At 45.9% G+C, this 20,862-nt stretch carries 20 protein-coding genes; 8 read left to right on the forward strand and 12 right to left on the reverse strand.

The window, feature by feature from the left end:
• Positions 1 to 215: 215 nt before the first annotated feature.
• Positions 216 to 1,958 (forward strand): cellulose-binding protein, encoded by a 1,743-nt coding sequence (locus tag QUB14_RS18885; RefSeq protein ID WP_445251880.1) that lies wholly within the window; start codon positions 216 to 218, stop codon positions 1,956 to 1,958.
• Between the two features lie 17 nt (positions 1,959 to 1,975).
• On the opposite strand, the gene QUB14_RS18890 is transcribed toward QUB14_RS18885, so the two are convergent.
• The 4 genes from QUB14_RS18890 to msrA form a co-directional block, all read right to left on the reverse strand.
• Positions 1,976 to 2,557, reverse strand: a complete 582-nt coding sequence (locus QUB14_RS18890; protein WP_333218567.1) for a DUF948 domain-containing protein — start codon at positions 2,555 to 2,557, stop codon at positions 1,976 to 1,978.
• Between the two features lie 37 nt (positions 2,558 to 2,594).
• Positions 2,595 to 2,936, reverse strand: coding sequence for a YtxH domain-containing protein (locus QUB14_RS18895; protein WP_190663664.1), 342 nt, complete (start codon positions 2,934 to 2,936; stop codon positions 2,595 to 2,597).
• Positions 2,937 to 3,057: 121 nt separating this feature from the next.
• The gene (locus QUB14_RS18900) at positions 3,058 to 3,297 is read right to left on the reverse strand and encodes a hypothetical protein (protein WP_333218566.1); all 240 of its coding nucleotides are present in this window, start codon (positions 3,295 to 3,297) and stop codon (positions 3,058 to 3,060) included.
• A 238-nt stretch (positions 3,298 to 3,535) separates the two neighbouring features.
• The gene (gene msrA / locus QUB14_RS18905; RefSeq protein WP_190731749.1) at positions 3,536 to 4,189 is read right to left on the reverse strand and encodes a peptide-methionine (S)-S-oxide reductase MsrA; all 654 of its coding nucleotides are present in this window, start codon (positions 4,187 to 4,189) and stop codon (positions 3,536 to 3,538) included.
• Between the two features lie 317 nt (positions 4,190 to 4,506).
• On the opposite strand from msrA, the gene QUB14_RS18910 reads away from it, so the two are divergent.
• Positions 4,507 to 4,644: a hypothetical protein gene (locus QUB14_RS18910; protein ID WP_333218565.1), complete on the forward strand. Its 138-nt coding sequence runs from the start codon at positions 4,507 to 4,509 to the stop codon at positions 4,642 to 4,644.
• 123 nt (positions 4,645 to 4,767) lie between these two features.
• Here the strand turns inward: QUB14_RS18910 and QUB14_RS28775 are convergent, their stop codons facing one another.
• Positions 4,768 to 4,956: a DUF6999 family protein gene (locus tag QUB14_RS28775; RefSeq protein WP_445251853.1), complete on the reverse strand. Its 189-nt coding sequence runs from the start codon at positions 4,954 to 4,956 to the stop codon at positions 4,768 to 4,770.
• Complete coding sequence (locus QUB14_RS18915) at positions 4,902 to 5,378, reverse strand: 3-oxoacyl-[acyl-carrier-protein] synthase III C-terminal domain-containing protein (RefSeq protein WP_333218564.1); 477 nt, start codon at positions 5,376 to 5,378, stop codon at positions 4,902 to 4,904. Before QUB14_RS18915 ends, QUB14_RS28775 begins: the two co-directional genes overlap by 55 nt.
• A 141-nt stretch (positions 5,379 to 5,519) precedes the next feature.
• On the opposite strand from QUB14_RS18915, the gene QUB14_RS18920 reads away from it, so the two are divergent.
• Positions 5,520 to 6,536 (forward strand): hypothetical protein, encoded by a 1,017-nt coding sequence (locus QUB14_RS18920; protein WP_333218563.1) that lies wholly within the window; start codon positions 5,520 to 5,522, stop codon positions 6,534 to 6,536.
• A gap of 41 nt (positions 6,537 to 6,577) precedes the next feature.
• On the opposite strand, the gene serS is transcribed toward QUB14_RS18920, so the two are convergent.
• From serS to QUB14_RS18945, 5 genes are all read right to left on the reverse strand, one after another.
• Positions 6,578 to 7,858 (reverse strand): serine--tRNA ligase, encoded by a 1,281-nt coding sequence (serS, locus tag QUB14_RS18925; RefSeq protein ID WP_333218562.1) that lies wholly within the window; start codon positions 7,856 to 7,858, stop codon positions 6,578 to 6,580.
• Positions 7,859 to 8,226: 368 nt separating this feature from the next.
• A complete protein-coding gene (locus tag QUB14_RS18930; RefSeq protein WP_333218561.1) occupies positions 8,227 to 9,861 on the reverse strand; it encodes an iron uptake porin in 1,635 nt (544 codons plus the stop codon).
• 45 nt (positions 9,862 to 9,906) lie between these two features.
• Entirely contained in the window at positions 9,907 to 10,911 is a 1,005-nt protein-coding gene (locus QUB14_RS18935; protein WP_333218560.1) for an ABC transporter permease subunit, read from the reverse strand.
• The gene (locus QUB14_RS18940; RefSeq protein WP_333218559.1) at positions 10,908 to 12,452 is read right to left on the reverse strand and encodes a sugar ABC transporter ATP-binding protein; all 1,545 of its coding nucleotides are present in this window, start codon (positions 12,450 to 12,452) and stop codon (positions 10,908 to 10,910) included. The genes QUB14_RS18935 and QUB14_RS18940 overlap by 4 nt, the downstream gene beginning before the upstream one ends.
• A 181-nt stretch (positions 12,453 to 12,633) precedes the next feature.
• Positions 12,634 to 13,614, reverse strand: a complete 981-nt coding sequence (locus tag QUB14_RS18945) for an ABC transporter substrate-binding protein (RefSeq protein WP_333218558.1) — start codon at positions 13,612 to 13,614, stop codon at positions 12,634 to 12,636.
• A 931-nt stretch (positions 13,615 to 14,545) separates the two neighbouring features.
• Here QUB14_RS18945 and QUB14_RS18950 point away from each other — a divergent pair.
• A complete protein-coding gene (locus tag QUB14_RS18950) occupies positions 14,546 to 15,739 on the forward strand; it encodes a glycosyltransferase family 4 protein (protein ID WP_333218557.1) in 1,194 nt (397 codons plus the stop codon).
• A gap of 106 nt (positions 15,740 to 15,845) precedes the next feature.
• The gene (locus QUB14_RS18955) at positions 15,846 to 16,226 is read left to right on the forward strand and encodes a hypothetical protein (RefSeq protein WP_333082950.1); all 381 of its coding nucleotides are present in this window, start codon (positions 15,846 to 15,848) and stop codon (positions 16,224 to 16,226) included.
• 166 nt (positions 16,227 to 16,392) lie between these two features.
• Here QUB14_RS18955 and QUB14_RS18960 read toward each other — a convergent pair whose 3' ends face one another.
• The gene (locus tag QUB14_RS18960; protein ID WP_006632267.1) at positions 16,393 to 16,641 is read right to left on the reverse strand and encodes a chlororespiratory reduction protein 7; all 249 of its coding nucleotides are present in this window, start codon (positions 16,639 to 16,641) and stop codon (positions 16,393 to 16,395) included.
• Positions 16,642 to 16,938: 297 nt separating this feature from the next.
• Here QUB14_RS18960 and sir point away from each other — a divergent pair, with 297 nt between their 5' ends.
• The 3 genes from sir (at position 16,939) to QUB14_RS18975 (ending at position 20,723) form a co-directional block, all read left to right on the forward strand.
• Positions 16,939 to 18,930, forward strand: a complete 1,992-nt coding sequence (sir, locus tag QUB14_RS18965) for a sulfite reductase, ferredoxin dependent (protein ID WP_333218556.1) — start codon at positions 16,939 to 16,941, stop codon at positions 18,928 to 18,930.
• 261 nt (positions 18,931 to 19,191) lie between these two features.
• Positions 19,192 to 20,013, forward strand: a complete 822-nt coding sequence (locus QUB14_RS18970; protein ID WP_333218555.1) for a 16S rRNA (uracil(1498)-N(3))-methyltransferase — start codon at positions 19,192 to 19,194, stop codon at positions 20,011 to 20,013.
• A gap of 119 nt (positions 20,014 to 20,132) precedes the next feature.
• On the forward strand, positions 20,133 to 20,723 hold the full coding sequence (locus QUB14_RS18975) for a hypothetical protein (protein WP_333218554.1): 591 nt from the start codon (positions 20,133 to 20,135) through the stop codon (positions 20,721 to 20,723).
• The last annotated feature ends 139 nt before the right edge of the window (positions 20,724 to 20,862 follow it).

Raw genomic sequence — 20,862 nt, forward strand, 5'->3', positions numbered from 1 at the left:
TGGGCGATCGCACTTGGGGACAGAAAGGGATCTCGCCCCTCCACTGAGAGGCCAAAATGTTAATAATCTTATAGCTGATAGTTTTAGAAGGAAGTTTTTGATAAAATATCAAAATTAAAACTGCCTCACCCGCTTCGATTTTACCTAAAACACTCAAATTACTCAAATTTATGTCTCGATTAAGTATCCTATCAAAAAATAAAGCTCTGGGCTTTGTGCTGGGTTTATTAATTTTTGTCATTTTCATTCCCGGATGTTGGGCTTTAACCACTAATATTTCTCCCACAGCAGCACGGCAAGTAGATAACAAAGTAGCTGTGCGGGCAGATGTACAAAATACGTCAAATTCTCGCTATTCTTTAGGAGTTGGGCTTAATGGTATTGCTGACTACTCCACACAATTACCCTTTTTAGATGCTTTCAAATCTTCTAGACAATGGATAACTCAATGCGTCAGCGGACAACCAAACTGTAACGGTGAATGGGATACAGAGGAGTATAATCTTTTAAATCTTGATGAAAATGGGTGGGTGAAATCTCTCCCATCTCCCGAAGATGCTCCTAAATATACTAGGGTAAGTACCCTATTACTTAGGGAAATCCCCAATCGCTATCCTTCAGGGCAATATATTGTTAGTTATGAGGGTGAAGGTGCGATCGAATATAGCTTTGATTCCAAAAAAGATGAGGCTGCGTCGAAACCCGGGAGGGATATCATTAATGTAGATGCCACACAAGGCGGAGGCATCATGATTATAATTACTGCTACCGATCCCAAGAAAACAGGGAACTATATCCGCAATATTAAAGTTGTTCGCTCCCAAGATGAACAGCTTTATCAAAGTGGTGAAATATTTAATCCGCTGTTTATAGACAAGATTAAAAAATTTAGAGTCTTGCGTTTTATGGACTGGATGGGGACAAATGGTTCAGAACAAAAAGACTGGTCAAACCGACCTAAACCAGAGAGTGCATCCTATTCTTACCGAGGAAATGTTCCCATAGAAGTTATGGTGAATTTATCTAACAAAGTGCAAGCCGATCCCTGGTTTAATATGCCACATCAGGCTACGGATGAATACATGACTAACTTTGCTAAAATGGTCAAAGATAGTTTAGATCCGAAGCTGAAAGTTAATGTAGAGTATTCTAATGAGGTTTGGAATTGGTCATTTCCACAAGCGACTTATGCTTTGCAACAAGGTAAAGCGAGGTGGGGAGATAAAGGCGATGCTTTTATGCAATGGCACGGAATGCGTAGTGCTCAAATGTGCGATATCTGGAAAGGCGTCTTTGGGGATCAAAAGAATCGAGTTGTCTGCGTGTTAGGAACTCAAAGAGCCTGGAGAGAGTTAGAAACTTATTCTTTAGAGTGCTCCTATTGGGTGGCTGAGGGCAATAAACCTTGTTATCAACACGGTATTGATGCCGTAGCCATAGCTGGATATTTTAGCGGAAACTTGGGCGGGAAAGAAAGTGTCAGCACAGTAGAGTCTTGGTTGAAGGACGCAGATGGCGGGTTTGGCAAAGCTTTTAAGCAATTAAGAGAGGGCGGGTTACTTCCTGGCTTCAAAGATAGTTTGCCCGATGTTGAGAATGACTTTAAGTATTTCTTAGATGTGGCTCAAAGAAAAGGTCTCAAGTTATTTGTTTACGAGGGCGGTCAACATATTGTAGGTATTGAAGGAGTGGAGAATAACGAAAAACTGACCAAGTTTTTTATGGAATTAAATAGGCGTCCAGAAATGTATGATATCTACACCCAATTACTGAATAGTTGGAAACAAGTTGGAGGTAGTCTCTTCATGCACTTTGTGGATGTGAGTTCATTTAGTAAGTGGGGAAGTTGGGGGGCTTTGGAATATGTGGAACAAAAGGGTTCGCCTAAGTATGATGCTTTGATGGATTTTATTGATAAGAATCCTTGCTGGTGGGATGGCTGTGCTGTGGAGGGATGATGAGGAATTGGGTGCAATCAAGAATCGTTCGATCGCACTTCCTCAAACTCTTCCGCATCCCCCGGCAAACGCGAACCCTCGCTACTCCTCAACCGGGGCGATTCCCCATTACTCGCACCAGCACCGTAAACCCCAGAATACCTATCCTCCAAACCCGAATCCCTTAGCGAAAGCGCACTTCTTTGACTCGGCGACAATCTATCTGTTGACCGGCGATTTGTCCCAGAAATCGGTGGCTTCCGAGTTAAAGTTTTCCAAGCAGCCTTAATCCCAGTCACCACGCTGCGAGTAGTTACCTGCACGTTTTGCGCCTGCTTTTTGGCACTACCAATACTTCGATCGACCTGTTTGACAACCTCGCCCGCACTTTGTACTCCCTCGCTGACATCATCGGTCAACTCGCTAATTTCCAGCCCCGTCAACCGAATCGCCTCCAAAGTGGGCGGAAATTCGCGAGAAAGCGTGTCAGCGAGCTTTTCCACGCTGCGGGCCGCCCGGGCGAGCGCTTGCACCGCAGGTATTAAAGTCACTAAAACAGCAGTCAGGCTAACTGCCACTAGCAAAATCGAAAGTCCTAGCCAAAATATGGGATCGCTCACTGGAATCTGGGATTGGGGGTTGAGAATTTCATGCCATTTAGCGGATGGGAGGGCGCGACGGGGGACTCACTTCAGCTTCAGCTTCCGACAGGGTTTGGCGTTCACGCTGAGTCGCTTCCAAACCTGCCGCGATCGCCTCTTTGAGTCTAATCAAAGTTTCGTCCCAATTTCGGATTGCAGTTTCAGAAAGTCGATCGGCCTGCAACTGCACGCTAGTCGATAAATCTTCCGCCAACTCCGGCAAAGCATCGGCCGATTTTTTCAATATCTGCCGCGTCTCCTTGCCTGGTCGCGGTGCCATCAGCAAGCCAGTCACGGCCCCGATCGCAGAACCCACAAGCAAACCGCCAATAAATAATCCTGAACGTTTAGTTGACATTTTTATAGCTTCTCTCCATACACCAATTTTAGGCACGTTTGCCCGATCGCGGCCCTTTGCAAAGGTAGAAATATTGTTGACAATCCTACGGAGTCAGCAGGGGCGGCAGTTTTAGGATAGCTTACCTCAAACGTCGATCGCGCCTGGACCAAAGCATCCGTCCGAAACCCAGCAATCCCAAAAGTTGCTGAACCTGTTGCAGTTGCAATTCCAGTTGTTGATAGCGCCGTCGCAGTTGGCGGGCACCTTGCTGCCTTTTAGCAAGGAAACCGGGCGACGTGCTGAGGACATTGCTGCTGCGGCGTTCCATTCCTGCGATCCGAATTTCCAAACGTGCGATCGTCCCCCTGATTTTCCACACTTTCGCAGCGATATAAAAGCAGACCCCAGATATTAGTAGATTGATAATTACAACAGCAGTCAGCATTTATTACCTATGTTCAATTACTAACATCTTCCGCTTTTTGTGGCGGGCTAGAAGCCCGCCCCACCAGATATTTCGTAGGGACAAAACATTGTTGTGTCCCGATTTTTTGTGTAGGGACACAACAATGTTTTTTCCTGAACTATGTCTCCCTATCCATAAGCTGGGTCAATTTTTAAGCCTGAGACATAGCAGGCAAACAAACCTTAGTACCGCCCAAACCGCAATAACCGTTCGGGTTTTTAGCAAGATACTGCTGATGATAGCTTTCTGCGTAATAAAACTCAGGAGCATCAATAATTTCAGTGGTAATCTTGCCGTAACCGGCCGCAGTCAAAGCCTGCTGGTAAGCATCGCGCGAAGCTTCAGCTAGCTGCTTTTGGCTGGCTGAATACGTGTAAATTCCCGATCGGTACTGAGTACCCGAATCATTACCCTGACGCATTCCTTGAGTAGGATTGTGACTTTCCCAAAAAACTTTGAGCAGCGTTTCGTAACTAATTACTTTGGGATCGAACACAACCAGAACTACTTCATTATGTCCCGTCATCCCGCTGCAAACTTCGTTGTAAGTAGGATTCGGAGTAATCCCGGCCGCGTAGCCAACAGCCGTCGAAAAAACTCCATTTTGTTGCCAAAATTTGCGTTCTGCTCCCCAAAAACAGCCCAGGCCAAACAAGGCAGTCTCCATGCCGTTTGGAAAGGGAGGTTTGAGCGGATTGCCGTTAACAAAGTGAGTTGCCGGTACCGACATCGACTCTGCCCGTCCCGGCAAGGCCTCTTGGGGAGAGGGCAGGCTCGACTTTTTGCCAAATCCAAATAGCACCATAAGTTTGTGAGGGGATCTCTGATAAACGTCTTTACCTTACTTAATAATATCAGATGTATACTGAAAATAGTGGCCCTCTTAAAGGTAGAAGGTAAAAACCAGAAGGCAGATTTTTTTTACGGAAGGTTTTTGGTGATACTGCTCACTGCCAACGCAGTTTTAAATCACATTAGGCAGTGTTTTCTGTCACCAAAACCTACCTAAAATATCACCTATTGTTGAGGTAAAAATCACGCGGATTTTAGGCAAAATAGCCGATTATTAAAGGTATGGTGTTGTAGTAGTTATTCAATACCATTTAGTGGGAGTGTGTAGAAATGGGCGCTAAACCTTGCAGCCAACCTTTAAAATCTAATCCGTTTATTACTTACCGCGATCCAATTACAGGCAAGTGGATTGTGGTAAATCAGACTTTGCCCAAAGCAGTAGAACAAGCACAGTTAGCAGCAGCTTGAGTTCTCCTATTAATTTTTTACCTGAAAATTAACCATTCTTTCAAACTTCAGGACTTACGCAAAAAGTTATTGGACGCGCTACTTATATTCGTAAGGTGCTTACGTTGCACCTACCTAAGCACCTTACTTTGAAACATTTCTCATTTCTTTTTGCAGTTCCAAATACCGATAGAGATATTCCGCAATTATTTCGTGCAAAAACAAGTCCTGTGCCGCATTAAACGGACTGTTGGGCGCTAGCGGATGGCGATTGACAATTACATGATTCCAGTCGCAATTTCGGGTAATATCGCTGACGTAAGCCAAATCCATACTAACTCCCGCAACAAATAAGCTTGCGGAGAGTTGGGTTGTTCCGGTTTAAAGCTTTCGAGAGTCGAAGATGCGGGAACCTCAAGAAAGTTATAAATTGGAGAAATCATAGGTTTATTGGTATTTTCCACAGCAGTTAACATCATGTATGCCGTTGTAAAGCGACCGCTTTCCGGCACGAAACAAAAGATTTTCTGTCGAGGCTGCAACTTGCCAGAATTTAACCATTCCTCTAACATTAAATAAATCGAGGCGCAGCCTGTATTTCCCCGACTATACAAGTTGGTAAACCATTTTTCTTCAGGAATCATGCAGCCTGCTTGTTCCAGAAGTTCTACAATTTGTCCCCGGAAAAAGTGAGACGAATAGTGGCACAGCAGCCAGTCGATTTCCTGCGGACAAACTCTCCCTGCTTTAATCAAATGAGCAAGCAGCTATCTTGTAGAGTCGCCGGAAATCAGGCAAGTTGAGCAACAGCGGCAACAAGTAACCTGAAGCGGGGTGAAGTTTATTGTAATTGAGCCAATATGTAAGTAGAGTTCTTTCACGGCTTGGCAACTACCATGGATTTTGAAGAAATAAATGTTTGGTATGCTCAATCTCAACGACGAACGGCTGTCTCGCTGTTGATGAAACGAGTCGGCGTAACTCGCACTAGGGCTGAATGCTTTATCAGGCTGTGGATTTATTTATTGGTTAAACAGCTTCAGGAAAGCCAGCCCCGTCTCAAACCACCGCTGGCGAAACTGGAAGTGCCAGCAACAGAAGTGCAGTGCACTCACCGGGAAGCCGCCGAACTATTTTACTCCGATTCCGATCGCGGGAGCGATCGCGCTGCCGGAATGATGTTAGATAAATTAGCAGCACTCGGATTAATCGAAAAACACTTTGATGGTAACGCTACCACAATTCAAATTCAACCAGTTTCAGAAATTTTAGATACCGCCGAACCTCAAAAGCCTGTCCAACTCCAATTAGATGATTTCAGCGCTCGGTGCGACGCGATTCCCGTTGCCAATTTATTAGCCACCAATTACAACTGGATGAACCGCAACACGAACGCCGTTCCCCACAAAATTGCTAAAATACTCCGGCTTTTTGCCAGTCACTACTCAAAGGGAATGCGAGTTTTGCGCCGCTCCGATAATCTCAATCCAGTCGGATTTTACTTACTTTATCCCACAGCTAGCGAATCTGAGGTAAATTTTTTTAATGCTGCTAGTAAAGGGCTTCATTTAAGTTCTATTTCTGATATCGATCCTTTCAATATGGCGCTACCAGGAGATCTAAATTGCCAGTCAGTATTTGTCCGTAGTTGGATGATCGATCCGCAGTATTTGTCAGAATACCGGATTACTTTTCTGGAAGACACACAGAAAGTTTTAGGCGAAATGCAAACAGATTTTCCGAATCTTTGCGACTTGTACACGCTGATGATTCACCCCATGTACGAAAAACAGTCCCTGGCTTTGGGATTTCAGAAGACTAGCAGTGATAGTCAGTTATCTGTTTATTGGATGTATTTAGCGTTGGATAGATTTTTGGCGCTCGATATCAAGGAAGCATTAGTTAAACTGTAAGATAACTCGGCGGTTTCAATCGCCGAGTGACGACAAACAGCTTACAAAGTCTCGCGACCCAAATAAGATTGCAGCACTTCCGGCACTTTTACTGTCCCGTCTGGCTGCTGGTAATTCTCCAAAATTGCCGCCATTGTGCGACCTATAGCTAAACCGGAACCATTCAGCGCGTGAACAAATTGAGTGCCTTTTTTACCCGCTTCTTTAAAGCGAATATTCGCCCGCCGCGCCTGAAAATCTGCGACGTTGGAACAACTGGAAATCTCGCGGTATTTGCCTGCCGATGGCAGCCACACCTCTAAATCGTAGGTTTTGGCTGCCGCGAAACCCAAGTCGCCGGTACACAGTGCGATCGCCCGATAAGGCAATTTCAGCGCCTGCAAAACTCCCTCAGCATCCTGCACTAATTTTTCGTGTTCTGCTTCGGAGGTACTCGGATGCACGAGTTTTACCAATTCAACTTTATTAAATTGGTGCAATCGAATTAATCCCCTCGTATCTTTGCCGTAACTGCCAGCTTCGCGGCGAAAGCAAGGAGTATAAGAACAGTGATAAATTGGCAACTGTTCGGCTGTCAAAATTTCACCTCTGTACAAATTGACAACGGGAACTTCGGAAGTAGGAATCAGCCACAAATCATCTTGGTCGCACTTGAAACTTTCTTCAGCAAATTTGGGCAGTTGACCAGTAGCAGTGAGGGATTCAGTGTTAACTAAAAGTGGGGGAATCACTTCTACATAACCAGCCTTTGTGTGGCGATCGAGCATAAATTGAATTATCGCTCTTTCCAGGGCTGCACCAGCTCCAATTAAGGTAACAAAGCGGGGCTGAGCGATTTTTACTGCCCGTTCAAAGTTGAGAATTCCTAATTTTTCGCCGATTTCCCAGTGCGGTAAAATACCGGGATTTTGGGGTATGTATTCGTCTCCCCAGCGCCGGATTTCGACGTTTTCATCTTCATTTTTGCCGATCGGCGTTGAGGAACCCGGCAAGTTTGGCAGCGGCAGCAATAAAGCTTCTATTTGAGCTTTTAGATCTTTTTCCTGTGCTTGCAGTTCGTTCGACTCGGTGCCGACAGCGTTGCCTTCTCCCTGCAGTTCCTGAATTTCGGGAGATTCGAGGGGTAAACCCGATTTTCTTTTTTGACCGATGAGTTTGGCAATTTCGTTACTGCGGGCTTGTAGTTGCGATCGCTTGCTTTCCAACTCCCGCTGCTGTTTGTCTAATTGCAAAATCGGCTCGATTTCATAGTTACCTCCGCGCAGGTTGAGGCTTTCTTGCACGGCTTGCGGGTTTTCTCGGATTAATTTGAGGTCTAGCACAGATTTATTCTAAATCTTAAATTTTAGAGCGGCTGGGACAGAACGAGATGATATAAAAGCTTTGTTAATCATTGGCATATTAAACCATAATTTATTCTGACCTAAATTCCTAGTTGGGTGTCACCCATGAAGGGTGACACCCCACAAATCTATGTTATAGTTGCAAATATTAGTAGATGCACCCTGATAATTTTCTACCCCAGCCAGCGATGGTAGGGGTTTTTTGTTGTGTGGCATGGAATTGAAGCCCTGGATGCACTATCAGTCTAAAAAACCCGGTTTCTCGCGATTATCGTCTCAAATGAGGCAATTACGTCAAGAAACTGGGTTTTTGCGTCCAAGACTAGGTTACTCAAATATCTTTCGGCTTAAAAGTTAAAGCCAGTGCGAAGCAACCAAACCCATTGAGTGTCGTTGCGACTGTCATTCTCAGGATTAACAACGACCCAAGCAGCAGGGGTGATAGAAATGTTGTCGTTGACCTGAAAGCGATAGAACGCTTCAATGTGATAGGAAGTATCTCGCTCGCGGCGCACATTACTGCTCGTCACGCGACCTGGCAAACCCACCAAAATCCCGGGTAGGTTGCCTTGACCTCCGACATCTGGGAAACTTATCCCGATCGCTGCATACACAACATCGGCGCGATCGTCACCGTCAACATTTAGCAAAACCACGCCACCCCTACCATCAGAAACGCTGCTAACACCGGAATTTTCTGCATTGGCGCGAGTATAAACGCCCCAACCGTGAACTTGTAAGCGGGGAGCAAGGCGGTAGAATCCTTGTAGGCCAACAGAATCGCTGGATGTAGCAATATTGTTGCCAAACGGTCGCGCAGCCAGAAAACTGCCCGTACCGCCTGTGATATCGGCTTTACCGCTTGGTGCAAAGGTACGAGAATAGGCTACGCCAATGGCTCCGCGATCGCCCCGGTAGGCAAGCTGAACCAGAGCATTGTAGGAACCGTTGAATAAACCGTTACTTTGCTGCGAGAGATTGGGATTTCCGCCTACATAGCCCACAGTCAGGGTGAGGTTTTTGACGATCGTCCAGTTGACAGCAGCACCGCCACCTCCCCGGCGGTAGAGGGGATTGTATTGTCCGAACTTCGAGGGAATTCCCTGACTATCGCTGGCGATCGTTGGAGGAGTCAGCAAATCCGTAATATCGGGATAGCCAACACCTGTGGGGCCGACAGTCAGCGCCAGATTAGAGGTCAGCGGCGTTACATATAATACGTGAGGGACGGTGATTGTGTTATCGACATTGCCATCAAAGTTCAAGGCCGTCATATTTGTACCCGTCTCATCGGCAATCCTCCTGCCCAAGTTGCCGAATTCCAAACGGGTTCTCAGCATATCGCGACCGGTGAAGCTGGTTTCCAAATTTAATCTGCCCCGGTTGGCAACAATAGTGTTGGTGCGATCGCGCGAATCCCCAACACTGTTACCGGAGGTATCTGTTACCACCACGATAATTTCCGCATTCAGCTTAGTTGTGGTGGAGAACTGATTCGCTTCTAGTTCTGCTGTGCGTGCATCGAGAGAATCGACTCGACCACGCAACACCGATAATTCAGTTGCAAATTCTTCTTGCAGTTTTTGGACGATCGCTAAATCTTCCCCAGTAATCAGGTTGGTTGTTCCTGTGGCAATTAGTTCGCTGACTCGATCGAGACAGCTATTCAATCCTGCTGCAAATTCGTACCGCGTCAGCGCCCGGTTTCCTCTGTAAGTTCCGTCGGGATAACCGACAATGCAGCCGTAGCGTTCAACTAGAGATTGCAGCGCCTGAAACGCCCAATCAGTCGGTTTTACATCCGAGAGTTGAGAGACAGAATTCACCTGCGCGAAGGGTTTTTCTGCCAAGGTATTTAACGGTTCAGGCGCAACTAATCTATCAATTGGGGCCGCAAAAGTTGGGGATGATGTTAGTAGAAATACACCAGGTGTTCCCAGTATAAAAGCAGTAATCAGGTGAGGAAAATGCTGGATGTGCATAGGACAAAGCTCCGCATAAGGAACCGATCGACCGAATTAGCAATATTACGCTGCGCTTGAACCGGTGCGAACTTTGTCAATCGTCACTGCGATAATTATCACCAGACCTTTGACAACTAACTGCCAGAAGAAAGACACGTTCATGAGAGTTAGTCCATTGTTGAGCAGGGCAATAATTAAAGCCCCCAGCAAAGTACCCCAAATAGTGCCAATTCCACCTGTGAAACTCGTTCCTCCCAAAATTACAGCAGCGATCGCATCTAATTCGTAGCCTTGCCCCAACATCCCCGTCGCACTGTAGAGGCGCGAGGCGCTCATAATTCCACCTAAACCAGAAAGCAACCCGCTCACGCCATAGACAAATAACAGCACGCGACTCACCTTAATACCTGTCAATCGTGCTGCCCGAATGTTGCCTCCCACGGCGTAAATATGCCTCCCGAGAACCGTCCGCCGCAAGACAAACCAACTCGCTAAAACTGCGAGGAAAGCGATAACAACTAACCAGGGAATTGGGCCGAGATAATTGTTACCTACCCAAGCAAAATTCAGATTTCTATTGATAACGGTAGTGCCGTTAGCTACTAAATAAGCAACTCCCCGCAAAGCTGTGTAAGAACCGAGGGTGACGATGAACGGAGGCAAACCTAAATAGGCAACTAGCGAGCCGTTAAGCAATCCCAAAAAGACTCCGGCTATTAACGCAGCCGGTACGGCAAACCAACCCAGACCTGGAACTAAGGAAACCAGCACCCCGACAACTGCCGTCACACCCAAAATTGACCCGACTGAAAGGTCAATTCCGCCAGTCAAAATCACAAAAGTCATGCCAGTAGCTAGGACAATATTGATTGATGCTTGCCGGATGACATTAATCAAATTTCCTACGGAAAGAAAGTTGGGCGTTACCAGGGAAAAAATTACACAGATGGCAACCAAAATCGGCAGGATACCGGCAACTTGGATGAAATTTTTCCAAGCTTGAGCTTTACTTGTTTTCTGCCGATCGCTCCCTGAATTTCTGCTGGTTTTTGTTTGCGTTTGACTCATGATTTTACTACCTCTTTTGCACCAGTGGCATAAGCCATAATGTTTTCTTGCGTAATCTTTTCCCCAGTCGAGCCGCCTACTTCACCGACGAGGCTTCCCGATCGCATCACTAAGACGCGATCGCTCATTCCCACAATTTCCGGCAGTTCGCTGGAAATCATTAAAATACCTACACCTTTGGCTGCCAAATCGCTAATAATTCGATAAATTTCGCTTTTTGCGCCAATGTCTACACCCCGCGTCGGTTCATCTAGCAAAAGTACCTTTGGGTTGATAGCCAACCAACGCGCTAGCAGCAACTTCTGCTGATTTCCCCCAGAAAGATCCATTGCCCTGATGCTCGGGCTTGCCAGGCGAATCTGCAAATTATTAATAGCATCATTGACAATTTTCAACAGAAAATTTGAGTTAATAATGCCAGCTTTTGCTTCTCGATCGAGGACATTCATGGTGATATTTTCACCCGAACTGGCCTCCAAAAATAGTCCGAGAGCTTTGCGATCTTCTGGCACGTAAGCAATTCCGGCTGCCATTCCTTCATTGGGTGTCGAGACATTTAGATGACGACCTTCCAGTTTTATTTCACCGCTTACCTTCCGATCTGCACCAAAAATCAGGCGGGCAAGTTCTGTTCTGCCGGCGCCAACTAAACCCGCTAAACCCAAAATTTCGCCCGCATGAAGTTGAAAACTGGCAGGCTTTACTTTGTGGCCGTCGCTTAAATTTGTTACCTCAAGAACAACTGCACCCGGTGTTATTTGATGCTTGTTTTCGTACAAATCCTGTAAAGAACGGCCCACCATCATTTCCACCAGGCGCTCTGCCGAAATTTCGTGCTTTTCAAGAGAGCCAATATACCCGCCATCTCGGATGACGCTCACGCGATCGGCAAGGGCATAAATTTCTGCCATTCTGTGGCTGATATAAATAATAGCAATCCCCTCATTCCGCAAGCGGCGAACCACTTCAAAAAGCTTATCGGTTTCGCGGTCTGAAAGCGCCGCTGTCGGCTCGTCCATCACTAAAATTCGGCTATTGTGTTTGAGCGCCCTAGCTATTTCCACTTGCTGCTGTTCGGCAATTGAAAGTGTCGAAACCAGGTCTCCAGCCTCAAAATTTGCATCGAGGTTTTTCAAGACCTCAGATGCCTTGCGCCGCATTTCATCTTGGTCTAGAAATGTACCTCCTTTCTTCAGCTCGCTGCCCATAAAAATGTTTTCAGCAACTGTCAGATTGGGGGCGAGATTGAGTTCTTGATAAATAATCGCTATCCCTAAATCTCTGGCTTGAGCAGGGTCTGTCATCTTAACAGCTTGACCGTCAATTCTGATTTCGCCTGCATCGGCTATGTAGGCTCCTGCCAGAATTTTCATCAGCGTGCTTTTACCCGCGCCGTTTTCCCCCATGAGGGCGTGGACTTCGCCCGGGTAAACGGTGATATTTACATCGTGCAAGGCTACAAAACCGTTAAAGGTTTTTTTAATACCTTGCATTTCGAGGACGGGCTGAGTTTTAATTGAATCTTGAGTGCTATTTACCATCGTAAATACCGTAAGGAAATCTGCTTGACTATTAAACTTAGATCCCCCCTAGCCCCCCTTCTTAAGGGGGGGAGAAGATTCTTCTCAAAGTGGGTCTTCTTAAGGGGGATTTAGGGGGCTCTAGACTCGGGGAAAAACGGGATTCCTCAAGGGTTTTAGTCTTAACTGGACATGAAGAAGGTCACTCGCTAGTCCAGCCTTTATGTTGATTGACGTTTTCGCGAGTAATCAGCGCGACTGGAATCAGAATGTTTGGATTGGCTGGCTTTTTTCCTTTCAGAATGTCGTTCCCGACTTCAACTGCCTTGGCGGCCATGCGAAATGGATCTTGAGCTGCTGTCGCCACAAAGAGACTGTTGTTCTGTTTGAGCGCATCTAAAGCTTCAGGTGCACCATCGACTCCCACAATAAAGAACTCACTTCTTTGTGCTTGTTTGGCTGCTAATTCTGCACCAATGGCACAGGGGTCATTAATTGCAAAAACAGCATCAATTTTTGGGAAGGAAGTAAGCAAATCGCTCATCACTCTCAATCCGCCATCGCGGCTGCCTTCTGCGTTCTGATCTTTGGAAAGAACTTTGAGATTTGGATATTTGGAGAAGACACTCTGGCACCCCTGAACTCGCTCGACTACTGAAGCGACGGGAGGCCCGTTGATAATCACAACGCTGCCTTTTCCTTTCAAGCGATCGGCTATATATTGACAGCTTACTTCGCCAGCTTGCACGTTATTTGAAGTAACTGTCGCATCAACGCCTCCCTCGGCGGCGGTATCAACTGCAATTATCGGAATTCCGGCTTGCTTGGCTTTTTCGACAGCGGGTGCAATGCCTTTGGTGTCAGCAGCATTGAGTACAATCATGCTGACCTTAGAGGCAATAAAGTTTTCGATTTGATTAAATTGCTGATTTAAATCGTCGCCGCTGGAAACGAGAGTTGTCCTCACGTTTGCACCGCCGATTTTCTTGGCTGCGGCCTCAGCGCCCTTGCCAACTTGTACGAAGAATGGATTGCCGAGGTCGCGGACTGCTACAGCAACTGATGAAAGTTCGGAGCTGCTTGGTTGTATGCTGTTTTGAGCGTTCTGAGAAGCTGCGGTGCAACTTGCCAGAGTGCTGCTGAGTAGACTAAAAAGACTGAGTGCGATCGTTACTCGTTTCACCTCAAACTCCAATGAAAGCTCGTTTGGAGAGAGTCGCTCGTAAATATGACTTGCCCACCTAACATTAGCTTTTGTTAGGTTTAAGCTCGCATACCTAATGTTTTAGGTGAGCGGCTTTTCTTTGTACATGATTGTACGAGATAGTGTTTATTTTCTGCTCGTGAAATTTTCTCGCTCGGCTCGGCAGACTACTTTTGTAAACCGAAAAGATATGAATATCCAATCGGTCTCCTCGATTCAAAAATAATCAACCATCTTAATTTTTTTAATGCTTTATGAGCATTGATTTTTTAGCAAGGCGTGAGAAAATTTTAGGAGGATATTTTAGACAAAATCTTTCAGAAATTGTTTTTTAAACCAGGCAGAGTCATATTTAATTTAACTCTCTATGTTGTTGATGATAACAGTTACCTACTGGCTCTATATCTATCTTTAGATAGACCATACTTTCACCAAAAACTAAAAATGCGATCGCCTCGATCGGCACCCATCTGCTAATCCTCAGTCTGGTCGGATGCGCCGCACCAACTCAATAAATCTTAAATTTTGCTTGGGGTAGGATATTGTAAAAAATCATTAAGTTTAGAGTTAACAACCGTAGATCGTAGTAAACTGAAAGCAAAGCCTCGCGCTCACCCATGCAGCCGGTTAAAAAGCCCTAGTTAAAAAGCAGATAGTCGCTCAAAACCAACGGTGAAAGTAGGCGAGTCAAATATTTTCCTGTAAAACCTGCCACTACAGTCATCATGACATGGTTTAAAAGCTCTGGATAATGGCGATCGCCCGGATTGGCAAAATCACTATAGCAATCCTTGCAGGAGTCGTAAATTTTTTACCCCACCCCAACCCTCCCCGAACTCGCGGGGAGGGAGTAAGAAATTCACAGATGATTTAGGATTGCTATATACTGCAATAATTGTCTGCGCTGTCAATGGGTAAATCTGAGATGCGATCGACAAATTACCTGTTCTGTTTCCTAGAAATATTTGCCAGCGAAGGCGGCATTCAATCCTACGTTCAAGACATTTTGAAAGCTTACCTGTCCATAACCGCAGGGACAAACTCAGCGCCACAAGCTGAAATATTGCTGTTGCGAGATTCCCCAGACTGCAGCAACAATCCTTACGAGTCAAAAAATCTGAAATTTTATTATCTCAAAACTCAGCGTCCCTGGTTTGGCCGTCTTAAGTTTGCTACAATATTACTAACTCGCTTGCTGCAAAAACGACCGAAACGGGTTTTTTGCGGTCACATCAAACTCGCACCGCTAATTCAAATTCTGTGCCAACCCTTGGGAATTCCCTACACTATTTTAACTTACGGCAAGGAAGTGTGGGAACCGCTTCCGCCCAAATATCAAACAGCAATGAGTAAAGCTGACAGTATTTGGACTATTAGCAGGTACACGCGCGATTCCCTACGGGATAGCTTCGCTTCACGCACTTGCGAAATTAACAACTTAAATCCCGAAAAATTCCACATAGTGCCTTGTACTGTAGATGAAAATATATTTACCACTGGGCCCAAGCCACAGGATTTATTAGAGCAGTACAATCTGGTTGGTGCTAAAATATTGATGACTGTAGCCAGATTGCGATCGACGGATATTTACAAAGGCGTGGATGTCACAATCAAAGCTTTGCCGCAAATAGCCAAAACTTTTCCGAATGTGAAATACTTAGTTATTGGACGCGGAGACGATCGATCTAGATTAGCCAAACTCGCTGATGATTTGGGAGTTACCGAAAGAGTAATATTTGCGGGTTTTGTACCGACAGAAAATTTAGCAGCACATTACCAGTTGGCCGATGCTTATGTAATGCCCTCCCAGGAAGGCTTCGGTATAGTTTATCTGGAAGCGCTGGCTTGCGGAGTACCCGTGCTCGCGGGGGACGCGGACGGGTCAGCCGATCCGCTGCAAGATGGTAAACTTGGATGGCGAGTTCCCCACCGAGATTCAGCAGCAGTAGCGGTTGCTTGTGTGGAAATGCTGCGAGGGGAGGATAAAAGGTGCGATCGCCACTGGTTGAGGGAACAAACCCTCGCAAGATTTAGTTTTGAATCCCTTTGTCAATCCTTACAAGGAATTTTTCAACCCTCTGACTCAGATAAACTTATGCCGTAGAGAGCGGTTTCTGGGTGTACAATGGGAAAATTAACTCGATCGACCGCCTGAATTTCTGAGTAGGATAGAGTTATGCCTACCTGCAAAGACACCCAAGGAGACCACCGTGAACCAAGGCACCCCCAAAATATCTTTCAAGCTACCCCGTATTAGCAATTGGTTGATACTGCTGGGCATCGCCTGTTTGTTGGTGTCAATTGGTTTGGGTTGGATAGTTAAATCAGTGTTGATTCTAGTAGCTTTTTTGTTGCTGACGCCTGTGGTCGCATTTTTCGCGCTTCAGTGGTGGCTGAAACGCAATTTAATTGAGGACAATTGTCCAGTTTGTCAATACGAATTTACAGCTTTAAATCAAACTCAGTTTCAGTGTGCCAACTGCGGCGAACCTCTGAAAATAGAGGAAGGTCATTTTAGTCGCTTGACACCGCCCGGTACGATCGATGTTACCGCAGTAGAAGTATCATCGGTTCAACAGTTAGAAGATTAATTAGAAAGAATAGGGCATTGGGCATTGGGCATTGGGCATTGGGCATCGGGCATTAGTTGGTTTTTATTGGTTATTTGTTACTTGTTACCTGTTATTTTTTATTTGTTACTTGTTACTTGTTGGTTCTAATAACCAATGCCCTATGCACGATGACCTATTTCCCAAATTACTTTTCCAAGCGTACTGCATACCACTGCAAATATTTTCCCTGCCCGACATCTAATTCACAATAAGTATCAATTAAATACTTGGCTTGAGCTTCCACGCCAGATATTTTATGCACGTCCTGCGGCAAATCTTCGTGTTCCTCGGCTAACACGGCTTTCAGCTTTTCTAACAGTTCCGCCGCAGTCAAAAACTGCTCTGGCTGGTTTGTTTCTAAGACCACAAACGTGTCTTCGTCATACAGTGACATAGTTTAAAAGGTTGAGGTTAATTATTTCTAAAGTTTCGTACACTTAAGCGAGCGAAAGTATAAACTCTTAATTACAATTTTCCAGCCCCGGCTCGATCGTGTTACAATTAGCACCATCAGAATTCCTAGCGGATTACCGTTATTAACTTACTTGTTAACTTAGTTGTTAACCGAGTTCTCAACAGATCCGACACAGCATTTCTGAGGAGATTTGTCAAGTGCAAATTTGTCAAGTGTCCAATTGTCAAGAAATATTCGATCGGCTGTATCTAATTATAACTGGCACTATACATTCCCATGATCACATCTTCCACTTCAACCCCTGTTGCGCGCAAGCCCTCTAAATCAGAAGGTCTCAAAGAACGCAGCAACTATTTACGAGAACCCGTTGCGACTGAACTGTTACAAGAAACTACCCACTTCACCGAAGAAGGGCTTCAGATTCTCAAATTTCACGGCTCGTACCAGCAAGACAACCGCGACAATCGAGTTAAAGGACAAGAAAAAGATTATCAGTTCATGCTCCGCACCCGCAATCCCGGCGGGTTCACTCCGCCGCAATTATACCTAGCGTTAGACAAGGTATCTGAAGAATACGGCAACCACACGCTCCGCGTCACAACGCGCCAAGGTTTCCAACTTCACGGCGTGTTGAAAAAAAATCTTAAAGCAGTGTTTTCCTCAATTATTAAAAATATGGGGTCAACCTTGGGAGCTTGCGGCGACTTGAACCGCAACATCATGGCACCTCCAGCACCGTACAAAAATCGCCCAGAATACCAGTATGCGCTGCAATACGCTAACAATGTCGCCGATTTGCTGACACCGCAAACCGGTGCTTATTATGAAATTTGGTTGGACGGCGAAAAAGCTGTTTCGGCCGAGGAAGACCCCGCAGTGAAGGCCGCGAGACAGAAAAACGGCAACGGCACAATCTTTAGCGACGACAAAGAAGAACCGATTTACGGCAGCCATTATATGCCGCGGAAGTTCAAGTGTTCCGTTACCGTACCCGGAGACAATTCAATTGACTTGTACTCTCAGGATTTGAGCTTGGTGGTAATTACCAATGAAGCTGGCGAGTTGCAAGGTTTTGACGTGTTTGCTGGCGGCGGTTTGGGCCGCACTCACAATAAAGAAGAGACTTTTGCGCGGGTTGCGGATGAGATTTGCTATGTTGCCAAGGATGATGTTTACGATTTGGTCAAGGCAATTGTAGCAACCCAAAGAGATTACGGCGATCGCACAGACAGACGGCACGCGCGGCTGAAGTACCTGATTAACGACAAAGGCGTACAGTGGTTCCGCGAAAAAGTAGCCGAATATTTTGGCAAGCCGCTAGAAGCCTTTAAACCGCTGCCTGAGTGGAAGTATTTTGATTTCTTGGGCTGGAATGACCAAGGAGACGGCAAGCTGTTTGTCGGCATTTCTGTGGATAATGGCCGGATTAAGGATGAAGGTTCATTTCAGCTAAAAACAGCTTTGCGGGAAATTGTGCAGAAGTACAACTTGCCGATACTGGCGACGCCACACCAAAACGTGCTGATTTACGATATTTCGCCGGATATTAAAGAAGAAATTCAGGGAATACTCGATCGATGCGGCATTCAGCGGGAAACTGCGATCGATCCATTGGTGCGCTATGGGATGGCGTGTCCAGCCATGCCGACTTGCGGGTTAGCGATTACCGAATCTGAGCGCGTGATGCCGAGCATTTTAGAGCGGATTCGCGCACTTTTGACCAAAGTTGGCTTGCAAGACGAGCATTTGGTGGTGCGGATGACTGGTTGCCCAAATGGATGCGCCCGCCCTTATATGGCAGAATTGGGGTTTGTCGGGAGTTCGCCGGAATCCTACCAGATTTGGCTGGGCGGTTCTCCCGAACAAACGCGGCTGGCAAAACCAATTGAGGAAAAGCTGCACGTCAATGATTTTGAAGCTTTTCTGGAGCCGATTTTTGTTTATTTCAAGCAAAAACGGCAACTGAGCGAGAGTTTTGGCAATTTTTGCGATCGCGTCGGGTTAGAATCTATCCGTCAATTTGTAACCAACTACCAATCTGCTGACTCGATGACAACTGAGATAAATGAATTAGAAGTTACGTCTAGTAACGATGACGGGAACGACGCTGCCACTGCTACCGGTGGCAAAGTCCGCCGTCGAATTAGCGTCCGCGATGAAATCTACAACGAGCTCAAGGAAGAAGCAGCCCGTCAGGGCAAGCCGATTACACAACTAGCTACAGAGGCGATTTCAACTTATTTAAAAAAGATTAAGGAGGAAGCATAAGCCGATTTTAAATTTGCGCTTTGTGATTTTCGATTGTATTCAATAGACTTCTGGCAACAATAATATAAAGGCAGAGCATTTGCAGAAAAAAACTTGAATTTGTAAAATAATTCCGGTTGTAGATGCTTTGCCTTTATTGTTTTTTGAACTGTTGAAACCCCGCCTGCCTATCTCCTCTCATTCTCTCATTCTCTCTTGCTCTGCGTTCTCTGCGGTTAAATAAAAAAAATCTCTAATAGAAAACGAACAATCCCAAATTCAATGCCTCAATTACAAAGATTAGCAGTTACTGCCACTCAAATTTGCGATCGCAAAATCGACTTAACTAGGGAACAGCAGCATTATTTAAATCGAGTGCTACGTTTGCAAGGGGGCGATCGATTTATTGCGATGGACGGTCGAGGGCATTGGTGGTTAGCAGTCCTAGAAGCCCAGGAAACAGGGTTAATTGCCTCCATAACCGAGGAGATTGCTGTGAACAGGGAGCTTCCAGTTGAAGTCACTTTGATGGCGGCTTTGCCCAAGGGAAACGGCTTTGACGAGGTTGTGAGGCAGGCGACGGAGTTGGGTGTGGCAAGTATTGTGCCGGTAACGAGCGATCGAACTTTGCTCAAACCAAGCGATCAAAAAGTTGAGCGGTGGAGAAGAATTGCTGCCGAGGCGGCGGAACAGTCGGAACGTCAAATTGTGCCGACGATTTTAGAGCCTGTTTCGTTTGATTGGGCTGTGAAAGATTGCGGTCAAAAATATCGATTTATTTGTGTGGCTCGCGGGGAGAATCGGCATTTGTGGGATTGTTTGAAGGGTTTAGAACCCCCCCAGCCCCCCTTGTTAAGGGGGGAGCAAGATGGAGCGACTGGTTTCGCTCCCCCTCAATCCCCCTTAGTAAGGGGAGAGGAAGATGGGGGAGAATTATCGATTGTCATAGCTATTGGCCCGGAGGGTGGATGGACTGAGGGTGAGGTGGAAAGGGCGATCGAGTTTGGTTTTGAAGCTGTTTCTTTGGGGAGTAGAATTTTAAGAGCGGTGACAGCACCGATTGTGGCTTTATCTTTAGTTGGCGCGGCATTTGAGAAGTGCTAATATCAACAAATCGCCCCTACCTTTGCCTTCATCCGCGTGAATCTGCGTGAATCGGCGGTTAAAAAATCATAAAATACGCTCGCTGCAAAAAGTCTCTCGCACAAACAGGAGAATAATTCATGAAAAATCGATCGCCCATCACCATAACCCTCATCTCAGCAATCCTCGCCACCAGTATACAATCTGTAACGGCGGAGCGATCGACAAATCAAGAGCAATTGCTAGCCAATGCTCAGCTATCTGACAGACAAACAAATCAGCTTAAGTCTCTCGGAGTTAAAGTTGCCATTCCTAGCTATGTTCCCGCCGGGTTTAAGGTGGCTAGCGTTCAAGTTAAACCTTGTCCTTCAGGAGTCCGCCGTTTTTGCCCTAACTACGCAATTATCTATCGCAACCCCGATAACTCTTGCTTTGCTATTGAATCCACTGGTGGCGGTATTGGCGATATGCCATCGGCTGGCTTGGAACGGGACTATCCCGTCAACAATTCAATATTGGGCAAAGGCGCACTGTTAAAATATCGTAAAAACGCTCGACTTTCTGGCCCTACTTTAATAGGAAGTTGGATGGGAAAAGGCCCATTTTACAGATTTACTGGTGCGGGTTCTCGTCTTTTCTTAGATACCGCGCCTCCCGAGTTATCTAATTGTAAGGACATTAGCCCCCAAGAAGCTGTCCGGGTTTGGGAATCTCTGCGATACTTGCCATAAAACCCTCAAATAATAGCAGCATGGTGTTCTCATTCTTTGGCGATCGCACAAGCAAAGGTACTTAGGGCTTGCTGAATAATCGAGTGCATATTGCGTCGCGAAAGGTTTCGAGCGCGCGAGCGAGAATAAAGTGCAAGAT

Source organism: Microcoleus sp. B3-D2, from assembly GCF_036705345.1.
GTDB lineage: Bacteria > Cyanobacteriota > Cyanobacteriia > Cyanobacteriales > Microcoleaceae > Microcoleus.